This window comes from Bacillus sp. YBWC18 (assembly GCF_002998775.1).
GTDB lineage: Bacteria > Bacillota > Bacilli > Bacillales > Bacillaceae > Bacillus.
Genome location: NZ_PVRI01000002.1, coordinates 456217 through 472074, shown reverse-complemented (window position 1 = coordinate 472074; position 15858 = coordinate 456217). Strand labels below are relative to the sequence as shown.

General features: G+C 42.6%; 14 protein-coding genes. 10 read left to right on the top strand and 4 right to left on the bottom strand.

Going from position 1 to position 15858, the window contains the following annotated elements; genetic code table 11:
• Window positions 1–139: 139 nt before the first annotated feature.
• The 3 genes from C6348_RS08685 (at window position 140) to C6348_RS08675 (ending at window position 3113) form a co-directional block, all read left to right on the top strand.
• Window positions 140–895: an SDR family oxidoreductase gene (locus tag C6348_RS08685; protein WP_008343153.1), complete on the top strand. Its 756-nt coding sequence runs from the start codon at window positions 140–142 to the stop codon at window positions 893–895.
• Between the two features lie 66 nt (window positions 896–961).
• On the top strand, window positions 962–1645 hold the full coding sequence (locus C6348_RS08680) for a metal-dependent hydrolase (RefSeq protein WP_106042636.1): 684 nt from the start codon (window positions 962–964) through the stop codon (window positions 1643–1645).
• Window positions 1646–1790: 145 nt separating this feature from the next.
• Window positions 1791–3113 (top strand): CBS domain-containing protein, encoded by a 1323-nt coding sequence (locus C6348_RS08675; protein ID WP_034661859.1) that lies wholly within the window; start codon window positions 1791–1793, stop codon window positions 3111–3113.
• Window positions 3114–3180: 67 nt separating this feature from the next.
• Here the strand turns inward: C6348_RS08675 and C6348_RS08670 are convergent, their stop codons facing one another.
• On the bottom strand, window positions 3181–3483 hold the full coding sequence (locus C6348_RS08670; RefSeq protein WP_003216665.1) for a YtpI family protein: 303 nt from the start codon (window positions 3481–3483) through the stop codon (window positions 3181–3183).
• A gap of 147 nt (window positions 3484–3630) precedes the next feature.
• On the opposite strand from C6348_RS08670, the gene C6348_RS08665 reads away from it, so the two are divergent.
• Window positions 3631–4572, top strand: a complete 942-nt coding sequence (locus C6348_RS08665) for a DHH family phosphoesterase (protein ID WP_034661858.1) — start codon at window positions 3631–3633, stop codon at window positions 4570–4572.
• 51 nt (window positions 4573–4623) lie between these two features.
• Here C6348_RS08665 and C6348_RS08660 read toward each other — a convergent pair whose 3' ends face one another.
• From C6348_RS08660 to ytrH, 3 genes are all read right to left on the bottom strand, one after another.
• Window positions 4624–4809: a YtzJ family protein gene (locus tag C6348_RS08660; protein ID WP_003216400.1), complete on the bottom strand. Its 186-nt coding sequence runs from the start codon at window positions 4807–4809 to the stop codon at window positions 4624–4626.
• A gap of 109 nt (window positions 4810–4918) precedes the next feature.
• Window positions 4919–5422 carry a sporulation membrane protein YtrI gene (gene ytrI / locus C6348_RS08655; RefSeq protein ID WP_034661857.1) on the bottom strand — a complete coding sequence of 168 codons (504 nt, stop codon included), beginning with the start codon at window positions 5420–5422 and terminating at the stop codon, window positions 4919–4921.
• The gene (gene ytrH / locus C6348_RS08650) at window positions 5419–5760 is read right to left on the bottom strand and encodes a sporulation membrane protein YtrH (RefSeq protein ID WP_034661856.1); all 342 of its coding nucleotides are present in this window, start codon (window positions 5758–5760) and stop codon (window positions 5419–5421) included. The genes ytrI and ytrH overlap by 4 nt, the downstream gene beginning before the upstream one ends.
• Window positions 5761–5897: 137 nt before the next feature.
• Between ytrH and dnaE the strand changes: the two genes are divergently transcribed.
• The 6 genes from dnaE to pyk all read left to right on the top strand — a co-directional run bounded on the left by dnaE (window position 5898) and on the right by pyk (window position 15838).
• A complete protein-coding gene (gene dnaE, locus C6348_RS08645; RefSeq protein ID WP_106042634.1) occupies window positions 5898–9233 on the top strand; it encodes a DNA polymerase III subunit alpha in 3336 nt (1111 codons plus the stop codon).
• A gap of 141 nt (window positions 9234–9374) precedes the next feature.
• A complete protein-coding gene (gene ystJ, locus C6348_RS08640) occupies window positions 9375–10607 on the top strand; it encodes an NADP-dependent malic enzyme (protein WP_034661854.1) in 1233 nt (410 codons plus the stop codon).
• A 304-nt stretch (window positions 10608–10911) separates the two neighbouring features.
• Window positions 10912–11787, top strand: a complete 876-nt coding sequence (gene accD / locus C6348_RS08635; RefSeq protein WP_034661853.1) for an acetyl-CoA carboxylase, carboxyltransferase subunit beta — start codon at window positions 10912–10914, stop codon at window positions 11785–11787.
• On the top strand, window positions 11772–12749 hold the full coding sequence (gene accA, locus C6348_RS08630; RefSeq protein WP_034661852.1) for an acetyl-CoA carboxylase carboxyl transferase subunit alpha: 978 nt from the start codon (window positions 11772–11774) through the stop codon (window positions 12747–12749). Before accD ends, accA begins: the two co-directional genes overlap by 16 nt.
• Window positions 12750–13090: 341 nt before the next feature.
• Entirely contained in the window at window positions 13091–14050 is a 960-nt protein-coding gene (pfkA, locus tag C6348_RS08625; protein WP_012010865.1) for a 6-phosphofructokinase, read from the top strand.
• Between the two features lie 27 nt (window positions 14051–14077).
• Window positions 14078–15838 carry a pyruvate kinase gene (pyk, locus tag C6348_RS08620; protein ID WP_034661851.1) on the top strand — a complete coding sequence of 587 codons (1761 nt, stop codon included), beginning with the start codon at window positions 14078–14080 and terminating at the stop codon, window positions 15836–15838.
• The last annotated feature ends 20 nt before the right edge of the window (window positions 15839–15858 follow it).

Below are 15858 nucleotides of genomic sequence, written 5' to 3'. Positions count from 1 at the left end.
TTGCTGTCAGAAAGGAGAATCCTCTTCCTTGGAGAACCTGATAGCAGAAAGGGTTCATAAGTGCGCCAGATGCTGGTTTGTAGTAAAGTAAAGATAAGAAACATGTGAACTTGCAACCTTTGCTTTAGGAGGAGATTGTGTGCGACACGCATTAATAACAGCGGGTTCTAAAGGACTTGGCAGGAAAGTAACCGAGTCTTTACTGAATATGGGGTATTCTGTGACAGTGAATTATCGAAGTGATGATGAAGCTGTCCGGCAGATGAAAGAAGAATTGCAGGAATACGAAGAAAAGCTTCAATTTGTCCAAGGAGATGTGACAAACAAAGAAGATTTAAAAAACATGGTAGAGCTGGCAGCAGAGCGATTTGGGCGGATCGATGCCTTGATTAACAATGCTGGACCTTATATTTTTGAACGTAAGAAACTAGCGGATTACTCTGAAGATGAATGGTATCAAATGATGGAAGGCAACCTATCCGCAGTGTTCCATTTGTTCCGAATGGTCATCCCCATGATGAGAAAACAAGGCTTTGGCCGCATTATCACGTATGGCTTCCAAGGAGCAGACCATGCACCAGGCTGGATGCACAGATCAGCCTTCGGAGCGGCAAAAGTGGGGCTTGCGTCATTGACGAAAACCATTGCGATTGAAGAAGCCGAAAACGGCATCACAGCCAATATGGTTTGCCCAGGCAAAATCGTTGGAGACATGAAAGAATCCACAATAGAAGAAGCACGCCAGATCAAAGACGATGAAACGCCTATTGGCAGGTCTGGTACTGGAGAGGATATAGGGCGCATCATTTCATTTTTATGCGATGACCGCTCAGACCTGATTACAGGGACCGTTATTGAAGCAACAGGTGGTCTTAACGTCATTCACAGACATTAAGTTTTTCAGCTTTTTATACAGGGAATAGATGAAATGAGATCAAATTCGAAAGGTGGATATACTCACATGAAAGCTACATATCACGGACATTCAGTCGTACACATTGAAACAAACGGATACCATATTTGGATTGATCCATTTTTAAATGGAAATAAGCACACAGATATCAAGCCGCAAGATGTCAAAGCGGATGTTATTTTACTGACACATGGGCATGGAGATCACCTCGGTGATACCATTGAAATCGCTAAAAACAATGACGCGCTCGTTGTCGCGCCAAACGAACTTGCCGTTTATTTAAGCTGGCAAGGGGTGAAAACGCACCCGCTTCATATCGGCGGCGGACGTGAGTTTGAATTTGGTAAAGTCAAGCTCACGCAAGCGTTCCATGGTTCAGCTGTCATTGATGAAGATGCAAAAACGATTACGTATACAGGCATGCCATCAGGTATTTTATTTACCGCAGAGGGCAAAACGATTTATCATGCTGGAGACACTGCGCTCTTTTCAGATATGAAGCTGATCGGTGAGCTGAATCATATTGAGCTTGCATTCCTTCCGATCGGTGATAACTTCACGATGGGGCCGGACGATGCAAGAATCGCAGCCGAATGGCTTCGGGCGAAGCAGGTCGTGCCGATTCACTACAGAACATTCCCGCCGATTGAACAGGACCCGCATGCATTTGCAGACAGCCTGCATGGCGGCGTTGGTCATGTGTTAAACAGCGGAGAATCAATTGAGATTTAAGCATCATATCAAAAAGCCAGCATTCCAATGCCGGCTTTTTTTGTTTACGTGTATCGTGCTGAAAAAGACAAATTGCTATTAAAAGCCTCCTGCCCTTATAATGAAACATAGATGAAAACGCTGAAAACAAAAAGGGTGAACGGGATTGGCGACAAAGCATGAACAAATTTTATCGTATATTGATTCATTAGATGTTGGAGAGAAAATTTCTGTCCGGCGTATTGCGAAAGAAATGAAAGTGAGTGAAGGGACCGCTTACCGGGCCATCAAGGATGCTGAAAATAAAGGATTCGTCAGTACCATTGAACGAGTTGGTACCATTCGGATTGAACAGAAGAAAAAAGAAAATATTGAAAAACTGACATATGCGGAAGTGGTCAATGTCATTGACGGACAGGTGCTTGGAGGACGAACGGGCTTACATAAAACATTAAACAAATTTGTCATCGGTGCGATGGAGCTTGATGCGATGATGCGCTACACGGCAGCTGGAAACCTGCTGATTGTCGGAAACCGGATCAATGCACACAGACAAGCATTAGAGGCAGGAGCAGCTGTGCTGGTCACGGGCGGCTTCTCAACAGATGATGAAATCATTCAGCTCGCAGATGAGCTTGAGCTGCCGATCTTATCGACAAGCTACGATACATTTACCGTAGCAGCTCTCATAAACCGAGCCATTTATGACCAACTAATAAAAAAAGAGATTGTGCTTGTGGAAGATATTTTAACGCCGATCGAACGAACGGTGTATTTATCACCAGAGGATAAGCTTGAAAAATGGTATGAAAAGAATTATGAAACTGGCCATGGCCGTTTTCCGGTCGCAGACGACCAAATGAAAATTCACGGAATCCTCACCTCAAAGGATATCGCGGGGCATGACCGCTCTACACCGATTGAAAAGGTGATGACGAAAAATCCACTGACAGTCATTGGAAAAACCTCTGTCGCCTCTGCTGCTCAAATGATGGTATGGGAAGGCATTGAGGTGCTGCCAGTCGTAGATGATTATGCGAAACTAATTGGGATGATCAGTCGTCAGGATGTGCTGAAGGCGCTTCAAATGATTCAAAAGCAGCCGCAGGTCGGCGAAAAACTGGATGATGTTGTCTCAAGAGGGTTTAAAGATACCGATACAGATAAGCCAAAGGCAAATGCGGTGTATCAATATGAGGTCACACCCCAAATGACAAACCAGCTCGGAAACATTTCATATGGAGTGTTCACGCAAATTTTAATTGAATCCGCCAACCGCTTCTTAAAGTCTCATAAAAAAGGGGAGCTGATTGTCGAAAGTCTCTCTGTCTACTTCTTAAAACCGGTTCAAATGGAATCCACGATACAGATCAAGCCGAATATTTTAGAAGTAGGCCGCAAGTTTGGAAAGCTGGAAGTGGAGGTATATCATCAATCGAATATCGTAGGGAAAGCGATGCTGATGGTGCAGCTGATGGAGAGAGGATAATCGTAAAAGGGCGATGACGAAAATGACAAAGGGCTAAAATAAACATCATTTTAGCCCTTCTCTCTTATTATGCGTGATCTTTTTCGCCTTCCTTTAAAAAGAGCGGAAGGTAATGCTTGTAGGCTTTATATCCAGCCCACGTACTGCCGATACCGACAGCAACAAAAATAAATCCAATGACAAATGCGAGTGACGAGCGGTTTAAAAATAATTGATTCACACCGAAGAGCAGGACAAAGCAGCCAAGTGCCATACTGGATTTAGCCGACCAGAATTTCTTTTCGACTGGGCGGTTCGTACGGACATTCTTTGCTTTGTAGTATAAATAAAACATGGCAGAACAAATAATAAACACAATCAAAACAAGCATGTGCCAAGCCTCCATTGTAAGTGGTTACAACCCTATTTTAAACGTAAATAGGCTTGCTTACTAGAATAAATTGTCTATTCCTCACTTTTCCGTCAGGATAGATTATGATTTAATAATAAAAAGAGTATCGGATAAGAAGGAGTTTTTATGAAAAAAGAACTGATTAGAACCATATCATTATATGACACCATCATCATTCATAGACATGTAAGACCAGATCCTGATGCGTATGGATCGCAGTGCGGCCTTACGGAAATCTTGCGTGCCACCTATCCAGAAAAAAATATTTATGCGACAGGAACCCCGGAGCCATCCCTTTCATTTTTGTATGAACTTGATGAGGTTCCGGATGACGTGTACAAAGATGCCCTTGTCATTGTCTGTGATACAGCCAATCAAGCAAGAATTGACGATCAGCGCTATTCAATGGGCGATAAGCTGATGAAAATTGACCATCATCCAAATGAAGATCCGTATGGTGATTTGCTTTGGGTGGATACAGAGGCAAGCTCTGTGAGCGAAATGATTTATGAATTGTATTTAGAGGGGAAAGAAGAAGGATATCAGCTGAATACAAAGGCGGCTGAACTCATTTATGCCGGCATTGTAGGAGACACAGGCCGCTTCCTTTTCCCAAACACGACGAAAAAGACGCTCAAATATGCTGGAGAGCTTATTGAATATCCATTTTCATCTTCAGACCTTTTCAATCAATTGTATGAGACGGACTTGAATGTCGTGAAATTAAATGGCTATATTTTTCAACATATTTCTTTGTCAGAGAATGGGGTCGCCTCTGTTTTCATTAAGCGCGATATTTTGGAATCGTTCCAAACAACAGCGCAGCAAGCCTCACAGCTTGTTGGGACACTTGGAAATATTGCAGGGATTAAGGCATGGGTCTTTTTTGTGGAAGAAAACGATCAGATTCGTGTTAGATTCCGCTCGAAAGGCGTCGTCATTAATACCATTGCGAAAAAATATCATGGCGGCGGCCACCCGCTTGCAGCTGGTGCGTCTATTTATGATTGGGCCGTGGCAGATGAGATTTTGCGTGATTTAGAAGAAGTATGTAAATCATCATCATGAGAGAGGGGGGCTTCAAGTCCCCTCTCTCTTTTTTTGTCATGGAGAAAAGGGTTACTTGCATACAGGGATAAACCAGCAGCCGATGTCAGTTGAATCTTCATAGGCTTGGAGATTTTGATGCTTTAATTCTTTTTTAATTAAATGAGCCATCATTTCTGTCTCAGCATAAGCGCACATACCGTCCTTGATCCGGCTTGCTTTGTCTCGTGCCATTTGACGATAGCTGTAAACCTCCATTGTCCTCACCTCTTTCTGTTTTAGATCTCGTTCTACTTTTAGTGTATAAAAATAATGAGGGAAAAGCGATCATTGAGGGCAGAAATTCATAAAAATTCCACATGATCATTTATTCAGCAAATGAAATGCGCACTTCAAGTGAAAGCTTCGTATAAATCGTCAGCTCTGTCACTTTGGCGCGGTATGCCTTTTCCCGAATGGTATATTCTTTGTTTTCCACTGTCCGTTTTAATAATTCCTTTGTTTTATAGACACTTTCAATATCCTTTGTAATGACCTCTGAGATATCCTCTTTGACCTGATCTTCAAATTTCAGCGTATCTGGCTCTGGGATTTTATATTGCTCACGATTGACGAGATGGACATCTACGCTTTGGATCAGCAGCCGCTGTTTATTATCCTCATTTAACTTATGCAAATCTTCCCGATAGAGTGTGATTTGTTCTTTCAGACTGTCCATATGGTGCTGCTGGCTTCTAAGCTGTGTCACCTGCTTTTCCTGAAAGGTTCCGTATGTAAAGAGGAAAATGAGCCAGCTCACAATCGCGCCAAACATCATCCCTGCAAAAAAACGCTGCCAGCCTGGACGTTTGTACAGCTCCGGCACCCTCATGATGACACATGCTCCTGTGTGAGCCACGTAATAATGAGATAACCTGTTTGCGCACCGCCCATGGCAGAGACAATTAATAAAATCTGCTTGAAAATATCACGCGTGTTCCCTTCGAAAATGCCTCTTTCAAAGCTATAAACGGCATCAAAAGTTCCACCGATAGCTGCGACAAGCGCCCAAATCTTTAAACGGTTGGCAAGACTCGTAATAATGGATAAAGGCGGCTGACCAGATAAATAAGCACCAACACCACCTATGATGGCACCGCCCAAAATGACCCCAAGAGCAATAAAATAACAGCTAATAAAATTCGGAATAAAAGCTTCCTTCACATCCATTGTGTCCACCTCACTCTATTCAATATATGGTGTGTGCGGGACAAGTATGAACGGACAGAAAAGAAAGAACATTTGTTTCTCACCGCATCGCGTTTTATAATGAAAGAATGACTTTAGACGAAAGGAGTGGATTAAGCATGTCTTATGTTCATCTTCAGGTCCACAGTGGATACAGCTTATTAAGCAGTGCGGCAAAAGTAAAGGAGCTCGTGCTGAAAGCGAAAGAACTTGGCTGCAAGGCGCTCGCTCTTACCGATGACCATGTGATGTATGGAACGGTTGAATTTTATAAGGAATGTAAAAAACATGGCATCAAGCCGGTCATCGGTTTAACAGCTTCTGTCTTCATAGATGAACAAGAGACAGAGGCTTATCCCTTGGTACTCCTTGCCAAAAACAATGAAGGCTATCAAAACTTGATCAAAATCAGCAGTGTGCTGAAATCAAAATCAAAAGCTGGACTGAAAGAAAAATGGCTGAAAAGCTATCACCGCGGGCTCATTGCCATTACGCCAGGCGCTTCTGGCTACATTGAAACGCTGCTTCAGTATGATCAGATAGAAGAAGCGCATGATGCGGCGAAACAATTGAAAGATATTTTCGGTGAGGGACATGTGTACATCGCACTTCAGCCATTTCAGCAAAACGAATCGCTTGCCGGTAAACTCAGGGACGTCTCAAAAAGTGCGGAGATTCCTCTTGTTGCGACGGGAGATGTCCACTATATCAATCGAGAAGACAAAACCGCCTATACGTGTTTAAAAGCCATTAAAGCAGGGCAGCAGCTGTCAGAGATTGAGGAAGACCGAGGAGAAAAGCATTTCAGAACCCTTGAGGAAATGAAGGAATGGTATGCGCAAGATGAGGAGCTGCTGACAAGAACGGTGGAGATCGCAGACCGCTGTGAAGTCGATTTAAATCTTGGGCAGACAAAACTCCCTTCCTATCCGACTCCTGATCAATCAACAGCAGATCAGTTTTTACGCAAAGTGTGCGCAGAAGGGATGAAGCAAAGAAAGATTGCTTCAAATGATACGTATGTGAAAAGACTTGAGTACGAACTGAGCATTATCCAAAAAATGAATTTCAGTGATTATTTTCTCATCGTGTGGGATTTTATGAAGTATGCCCATGATCAAGGCATTGTCACAGGGCCAGGACGTGGATCGGCAGCAGGGTCACTTGTTGCGTATGTATTGTTTATTACAGATGTTGATCCGCTCCGTCACGGTCTGTTGTTTGAGCGTTTCTTAAATCCTGAGCGAATCAGTATGCCAGATATTGATATTGATTTCCCCGATACGAGAAGAGATGAAATCATTTCTTATGTAAAAGACAAATACGGAGACATGCATGTGGCACAAATTGTCACGTTTGGAACACTTGCAGCAAAGGCGGCCTTAAGAGATGTCGGACGTGTGATGGGGATTGATTCAAAGGCAGCGGACCGTCTTGCAAAGCTGATTCCGTCAAAGCCAGGAACGACGCTGAAAGAAGCGGTGGCTGTATCCCCTGAATTAAAAACGATGCTCCAGCAATCCGAGGAGCTTCGAAAGGTCTTTCAAACCGCTTTAAAGGTTGAAGGCTTGCCAAGACATACCTCCACACATGCAGCCGGCGTTGTGCTGAGCGAGGAGCCGCTGACAGAGGTCGTTCCAATTCAAGACGGCCATGATGGTGTGTATTTAACGCAGTATGCGATGAATTATTTAGAAGATCTCGGACTTTTAAAGATGGATTTCTTAGGACTAAGAAACTTAACCTTAATTGAATCCATTAAAAACCAGATTGAAAGACAGGAAAACGTCCACATTAACTTTAGTGACATTTCATATGAAGATCAGAAAACATTTGAATTGTTATCAGCGGGAGATACAACTGGGATTTTCCAGCTTGAATCACAAGGAATGCGTCAGGTGCTGAGACGCCTGAAGCCCTCTAGTTTAGAAGACATCGTGGCGGTCAATGCCCTCTACCGCCCAGGTCCAATGGAGAATATCCCGCTCTTTATCGACCGAAAGCACGGCAGAGTCAAGGTCTCTTATCCGCATCCTGATTTGTATGACATTTTAAAGGACACATATGGGGTCATCGTCTATCAGGAGCAAATCATGCTGATTGCAGCGAAGATGGCAGGCTTTCAGCTGGGCGAGGCAGATCTATTAAGAAGAGCAGTTTCGAAGAAGGATAAAAAGGTCCTTGATGAAGAGCGAAGCCATTTTGTTGAAGGATGCCTAAAAAAGGAGTATCCTGTTAACATTGCAAATGACGTTTATGACTTAATCGTCAAATTTGCAAACTATGGTTTTAATAGAAGCCATGCTGTTGCATATAGCATGATTGGCTTTCAGCTTGCTTACTTAAAAGCGCATTATCCGTTATATTTTATGTGCGGACTTTTAACGAGTGTGATTGGAAATGAAGACAAAGTCGCTCAATATTTCTATGAGGCAAAGGAAAAAGGGATATCTGTGTTGAAGCCTTCTATTAATAAGAGTGAATTTCCATTTACGGTTGAAAAAGGGGAGATCCGCTACAGCTTAAGAGCGATCAAAAATGTCGGAGTGTCAGCTGTAAAGGATATATACAGGGCAAGACAGGAAAAGCCGTTTGAAGATTTATTTGATTTTTGCGCAAGAGTATCAGCAAAGAGTGTCAACCGAAAAACGATTGAAGCGCTCATTTTTTCAGGGGCGATGGATGAGCTTTATCCAAATCGTGCTTCGTTATTGGCATCAATAGATATTGCATTAGACCACGTGTCATTTTTAAATCCAGATGATCAACTGGACTTTCTGGGGGATACAACCTTCTCCATTAAGCCAAAATATGCGGAGATAGAAGAACTGCCGCTTGTCGATCTCCTGCAATTTGAAAAAGAGGCACTTGGGTTATATTTATCAAATCATCCTGTACAAACGTACCGAGATCGCTTAAGAGAGAATGGTGCAGTGGAAATCATCAGACTTTCTTCCTATATAAAGCGAAAGGTCTCAATGGGTGGTCTTTTGACAAAAGTGAAATCGATTCGGACAAAAAATGGACAATCGATGGCATTTGTCACATTTGGGGATGAAACGGGAGAAATGGAAGGCGTCGTCTTTCCAGAGCAATTTAGAAAGCTGTCCCCCTTACTTGAGGAGGGCGCCATGCTTTATGTTGAAGGCAGAATAGATGTCAGAAATGACAGCAGCCAAATCATCGTGCAAGAAGCCGTTCTGCTTGAAGAGATGGGCACACAAAGAAAAGAGTCTGTCTACATTCGGGTGAAAGAAGAAAACCATACGCAGGAACTGCTAGAGCAAGTAAAGCGGGTGATCTCGATGCACAGCGGAGAAGCAGATGTCTATTTGTATTATGAGAAGCAAAAAAAGACAGTGAGACTTCCAGATGCATACAAGGTTCATGCAGATCATGCTGTGATTTTCCAGTTAAAAGAGCTGCTTGGTGAACAAAACGTTGTGATTAAATGATGACAAATCACCTGAATATGTTTTACAAATTCACCTATTGTGTTATCATTTTAAAGATTCTGTGTATTTAAAACTGCCAGTATGTGCTTATCAACTTAGCAATTCATTAAATCATTTTCCACTTGAAGGAGTGTTCTACACATGTCATTAAGAGAAGAAGCATTACATATGCACAAAGAGAATCAAGGCAAACTCGAATCAAAATCAAAAGTACAAGTGAAAAATGCAAAAGACTTGAGCTTGGCTTACTCACCTGGTGTTGCAGAACCATGTAAAGATATTTATGACGACACAAGCAAAGTGTATGATTATACAATGAAAGGCAATATGGTCGCTGTTGTCACAGACGGAAGCGCTGTTTTAGGGCTTGGTAATATTGGGGCAGAAGCATCTCTACCAGTAATGGAAGGAAAAGCTGTATTATTCAAAAGCTTCGCGGGCGTTGATGCCTTCCCAATCGCGCTTGCGACAAACGATGTAGACAAAATCGTTGAAACAGTAAAGCTTCTTGAGCCAACGTTTGGCGGTGTCAACCTTGAAGATATTGCAGCTCCAAACTGCTTCATTATCGAAGAGCGCTTGAAAAAAGAGACAAACATTCCAGTGTTCCACGATGATCAGCACGGAACAGCGATTGTCACAGTAGCAGGACTTGTAAATGCCCTGAAACTGTCTGGAAAATCAATGTCCTCCATCAAAGTGGTGGCAAACGGCGCTGGAGCAGCGGGAATTGCGATTATCAAGCTTCTATATCATTTCGGTGTACGTGATATCATCATGTGTGATACAAAAGGCGCAATTTACGAAGGCCGCCCGAACGGTATGAATACAGTGAAAAATGAAGTCGCTAAATTCACGAACCAAGACCGTAAAGAAGGTTCATTAGAAGAAGTCATTGAAGGCGCAGACGTCTTCATCGGGGTTTCAGTAGCAGGCGCTTTAACAAAAGAAATGGTTGGAAAAATGGCAAAAGATCCTGTCATCTTCGCTATGGCGAATCCAAATCCAGAGATCATGCCAGAAGATGCACATGCAGCAGGTGCGAGTGTTGTAGGAACTGGCCGTTCTGACTTCCCGAACCAAGTGAACAACGTACTGGCATTCCCAGGAATTTTCCGCGGAGCATTAGATGTACGTGCAACACACATTAACGAAGAAATGAAAATTGCAGCCGTTGAAGCGATTGCTTCTCTTGTTTCAGATGAGAAATTGTCAGCTGAATACGTCATCCCTGAACCATTTGATGCACGTGTAGCACCAGCGGTAGCAAAAGCGGTAGCAAAAGCAGCAATGGAAACTGGCGTTGCAAGAATCAAAGTCGATCCAGAAGCAGTCGCTGAAAAAACAAGAAAATTAACGATTATCGGCGAATAATCAATTGGAAAAGTGTGCACGTTCTTTCTGAAATTGGAGGAAAGACGTGCACCATTTCCTCTCTTACGCGAAAATTTTTTCATCCGGAATGATATTTTTTTGTAGACGTTCACAATTCACATATATCAACTGCTCAGCGCCCCAAACACATACTCATTTCTCATCAATTCCCCATTGAAAAAATTGAATGAAGGATGACAGCGTTTGACAAAAAAAGTACAATAGTTTCGGTACAGTTATGACATGTCCTATAATAGTGGATGTGCGTGTAAAGAAAAAACCCTTCAAAAAGGGAGGTAGTCATTTGTCAATCAAAAATATTTTCAGTAAAAAGAAAAAATATGCATCTGTACCCTCTGAACAGGCAAGCCAAGATGTGCCTGAAGGCATCATGACCAAATGTCCGCAATGTAAAAAAATAATGCTCACCAAAGAATTAGATAAAAATTTACGTGTTTGCATGAATTGCGGCAGACATTTGCAAATGAATGCAAAGCAGCGTATTGATAGCCTTGTAGACGAAGGCACATTTGAAGAATTTAACGGGCACCTGATCTCAGAAAACCCGCTCGGATTCCCAGGCTACGAAGAAAAGCTTGAGAAAGACAGAGAAAAAACGTCTTTGAATGAAGCCATTGTCACAGGTCAAGGTGAAATTGAAGGCCAGCGTGCTGTGATCGCTGTCATGGATGCCACATTCCGTATGGGCAGCATGGGCTCGGTTGTTGGTGAGAAGATCACACTGGCGATTGAGAAAGCAAAAGCGGACAAGGTGCCATTTATCATCTTTACTGCATCGGGCGGAGCGAGAATGCAAGAGGGGATCCTCAGTCTCATGCAGATGGCAAAAACAAGCTCAGCATTAAAACTGTTCAGCGAGGACCAAGGTTTGATTATCTCTGTGATGACCAACCCGACAACTGGCGGTGTATCAGCTAGTTTCGCGTCTCTTGGTGATTACAACTTTGCAGAACCTGGTGCTTTAATTGGGTTTGCAGGCCGTAGAATCATTGAACAAACAATCCGTGAAGACCTGCCAGAGGACTTCCAAACGGCTGAATTTTTAATGAAGCATGGTCAATTGGATGCTGTCATTCATCGTGCAGAGATGAAAGAAACACTAGGCCGAATCTTAGCATTACACAGCACAGGAGGTGAACGAGAGTGGCTGGAGAACTAGAATTTGAAAAACCTGTCATTGAACTTCGAGCGAAAATTGATGAACTGAAAAAGTTCACACAAAACTCAGAAATGGATTTAAGTGCAGAAATTGAGCGCCTTGAAACACGTCTGAGCAAGCTTGAAGCAGACATTTATACAAATTTAAAGCCGTGGGACAGAGTGCAAATTGCTCGTCATGCGATGCGTCCAACAACTCTCGATTACATTCAAGAGCTGTTTGACAACTTTTTCGAATGTCATGGTGACCGTTTCTATGGTGATGATGAAGCCATTGTTGGAGGAATCGCCACGTTTAAAGGGCTTCCTGTCACAGTCATTGGCCATCAGCGCGGAAAAGACACAAAAGAAAACTTGCGCCGTAATTTCGGAATGCCTCATCCAGAAGGCTACCGTAAAGCGCTGCGCTTGATGAAACAAGCAGATAAATTTAATCGCCCGATCATTTGCTTTATTGATACAAAAGGAGCTTATCCTGGGAAAGCAGCTGAAGAACGCGGACAAAGTGAAGCAATTGCGAAAAACCTATTCGAAATGGCAGGACTTCGTGTACCGGTTGTCTGTATTGTCATCGGAGAAGGCGGAAGTGGCGGCGCACTAGGCTTAGGCGTAGGAAACCACCTATACATGCTAGAGAATTCAACGTATTCAGTGATTTCACCTGAAGGTGCAGCAGCACTGCTCTGGAAGGACTCATCACTTGCGAAAAAAGCTGCAGAGACAATGAAAATTACCGCTCCAGACCTAAAAGAATTAGATATTATAGATGATGTTATTAAAGAAGTGCAAGGTGGAGCACATCGAGACGTGAAACAACAAGCAGCCTACATTAAAAAAACATTAAAACAGTCACTTACATCTTTGCTCAAACTAACACCTGAAGAACTAGTCGAACAAAGATATCAAAAATACAAAGCAATCGGGAAAGTATCGGTTGAAAATCAATATATTGGGGTAAACTAAATAAACGTACAGCCTTTTTGGCTGGCGTTTATTTTTTTCATCCTTTTTCATGAAAACCGTCCTCATGTAAGCGCTATTTGAAAATAATTTTCTTTTGTTTTCATAAAATTTGAAACGTCTGAAAACCTTGATATGATAAGCTTTAGAAGGATCGATCTTCCTCGTTTTTGAAAGAATTGCTTTCATGACTTTCTTAACTTTTGTTTAAAAACGGTTTATTTAATTGTATAATAAGTACGGTTTTAGAAATACGTATTGAAAACATCCGGTTTTGCTCATGATTGTTTTCAAGCAGTGGAAATGGTATGTTTAATTCATATATGGTCTCTGAGGTGAAAAAGATGAAGCGTATAGGAGTTTTAACGAGCGGTGGGGATTCCCCAGGAATGAATGCAGCTGTGCGCGCAGTTGTAAGGAAAGCGATTTACCATAATGTTGAAGTTTACGGTATTTATAATGGATATTCAGGTCTAATTAACGGTAAAATTGAGAAACTTGAAATAGGTTCAGTTGGCGATATCATTCATCGTGGAGGAACAAAACTTTACACGGCAAGATGCCCTGAATTCAAGACAGTTGAAGGTCGTGAAAAAGGCATTGAGAACTTAAAAAAATTCGGTATTGAAGGACTTGTTGTGATCGGCGGAGACGGTTCATTCATGGGAGCGAAGAAATTAACTGAGCTTGGTTTTCCATGTGTAGGTGTCCCGGGTACAATCGACAACGATATCCCAGGTACTGATTTCACTATTGGCTTTGATACAGCACTGAATACAGTCATTGACGCCATTGATAAAATTCGTGATACAGCCACATCTCATGAACGTACATACGTAGTGGAAGTAATGGGAAGACATGCTGGTGATATTGCTCTTTGGTCAGGTCTTGCAGGCGGAGCCGAATCTATTTTGATTCCTGAAGCAGACTATGACATGGATGAAATTATTGCGAGGTTAAGAAGAGGGCACGAGCGCGGCAAGAAGCACAGTATCATTATCGTCGCAGAAGGCGTAGGCAGCGGTGTTGAATTTGGTAAGCGGATTGAAGAGGAGACAAGCCTTGAAACCCGTGTATCTGTCTTAGGACATATTCAGCGCGGAGGTTCTCCAAGCGCATTTGACCGAGTACTGGCAAGCCGTTTAGGAGCATACGCAGTAGAACTTCTTCTTGAAGGAAAAGGCGGACGCTGTGTGGGCATTCAAAGCAACGAACTCGTTCACCACGATATTTTAGATATCTTAGATAAAAAACATACAGTCGATCAAAATATGTACCGACTTTCACAAGAGCTCTCTATATAAAACGAGAAGACCTTAGGAGGAACAGTAATGAGAAAGACAAAAATCGTTTGTACAATCGGTCCAGCAAGTGAAACCATTGAAAAGCTGACTGAATTGATTGAAGCAGGAATGAATGTAGCCAGACTAAACTTCTCTCATGGAGATTTTGAAGAGCATGGTGCACGCATTGAAAACATTCGTAAAGCAGGTAAAACATTAGGCAAGGACATTGCGATCCTTCTTGATACAAAAGGTCCAGAGATCCGTACACGTACAGTTGAAAACGGCTCAATTGAGCTAGTCGCTGGTGCAGATCTTATCGTGAGTATGGAAGATATTGTTGGAAATACGGAAAAAATTAGTGTGACGTATGAAGATTTAATTGATGATGTAGAAGTGGGCTCAACGATTCTATTAGATGATGGTCTTATTGGTTTAGAAGTGAAAGAAATTAACATGGACCGCAAAGAAATCGTCACAAAGGTCATGAATACAGGCACGCTCAAAAACAAAAAAGGTGTAAACGTACCAGGTGTAAGTGTGAACCTGCCAGGTATTACAGAAAAGGATGCCAATGATATTCTGTTCGGAATTGAACAAGGCGTCGATTTCATCGCTGCTTCTTTTGTTAGACGAGCTTCTGATGTGCTTGAAATTCGTGAGCTTCTTGAAAAGAATAATGCGGCTGACATTCAAATTATTCCTAAGATTGAAAACCAAGAGGGTGTTGATAACATCGATGAAATCCTTGAGGTATCAGATGGTTTGATGGTTGCGCGTGGAGATCTTGGTGTAGAGATCCCGGCAGAAGAAGTACCGCTTGTTCAAAAAATGCTGATCAAAAAATGCAATCGTTTAGGCAAACCTGTCATCACAGCTACCCAAATGCTTGATAGCATGCAGCGTAATCCTCGTCCAACTCGTGCGGAAGCAAGTGACGTGGCAAATGCCATTTTTGATGGCACAGATGCGATTATGCTTTCTGGTGAAACAGCAGCAGGAACATATCCAGTGGAAGCTGTACAAACGATGCATAACATTGCATCACGTTCAGAAGATGCACTCAACTATAAAGCAATTCTTTCTCGCAGAAGCGAAGAAGTAGAAGTCAGCATTACAGATGCCATCGGTCAATCTGTTGCACATACAGCGATGAAGCTTGACGTGGCAGCGATTGTGACACCTACGGAAAGCGGTCATACAGCGAGAATGATTTCAAAATATAGACCAAAAGCACCAATCGTAGCGGTCACAGCAAACGAATCAGTAGCAAGAAAGCTGTCTCTCGTATTCGGTGTATTTGCAAAGAGCGGATCAAAAACGACGTCTACTGATGAAATGCTTGAGAATGCAGTCGAGAAGTCGATCGAAACGGGCTATGTGAGACATGGCGATTTAATCGTCATTACAGCTGGTGTGCCAGTTGGTGAAACAGGTACAACGAACTTAATGAAAGTATATGTTGTTGGTGACATCATTGCGAAAGGTCAAGGAATTGGCCGTAAATCTGCATTTGGACCGGTTGTCATTGCACAAAGCGGAAAAGAAGCAGACGAAAAAATGTACGATGGGGCGATTCTTGTCGCAAACTGTACAGACCGTGATATGATGGGTGCTTTAGAAAAAGCATCTGCCTTGATCACTGAAGAAGGCGGCTTAACAAGCCATGCAGCAGTCGTTGGACTCAGCCTTGGTATTCCAGTGATTGTGGGTCTTGACAGCGCAACAACACTGCTAAAAGAAGGCGAAGAGATCACAGTAGATCCGGCACGCGGAGCGATCTACAAAGGCCGTGCAAGCGTCCTTTAAATCATACACACGAGGGGAGT

Coding starts and splice junctions, on each gene's coding strand:
- C6348_RS08670 (WP_003216665.1), bottom strand. CDS start 3,483: ATGCTTGTTTTGATTGTGTTTATTATTTGTTCTGCCATGTTTTATTTA.
- pyk (WP_034661851.1), top strand. CDS start 14,078: ATGAGAAAGACAAAAATCGTTTGTACAATCGGTCCAGCAAGTGAAACC.
- ytrH (WP_034661856.1), bottom strand. CDS start 5,760: ATGGATGTGAAGGAAGCTTTTATTCCGAATTTTATTAGCTGTTATTTT.
- ystJ (WP_034661854.1), top strand. CDS start 9,375: ATGTCATTAAGAGAAGAAGCATTACATATGCACAAAGAGAATCAAGGC.
- C6348_RS08680 (WP_106042636.1), top strand. CDS start 962: ATGAAAGCTACATATCACGGACATTCAGTCGTACACATTGAAACAAAC.
- pfkA (WP_012010865.1), top strand. CDS start 13,091: ATGAAGCGTATAGGAGTTTTAACGAGCGGTGGGGATTCCCCAGGAATG.
- C6348_RS08660 (WP_003216400.1), bottom strand. CDS start 4,809: ATGGAGGTTTACAGCTATCGTCAAATGGCACGAGACAAAGCAAGCCGG.
- dnaE (WP_106042634.1), top strand. CDS start 5,898: ATGTCTTATGTTCATCTTCAGGTCCACAGTGGATACAGCTTATTAAGC.
- ytrI (WP_034661857.1), bottom strand. CDS start 5,422: ATGAGGGTGCCGGAGCTGTACAAACGTCCAGGCTGGCAGCGTTTTTTT.
- C6348_RS08665 (WP_034661858.1), top strand. CDS start 3,631: ATGAAAAAAGAACTGATTAGAACCATATCATTATATGACACCATCATC.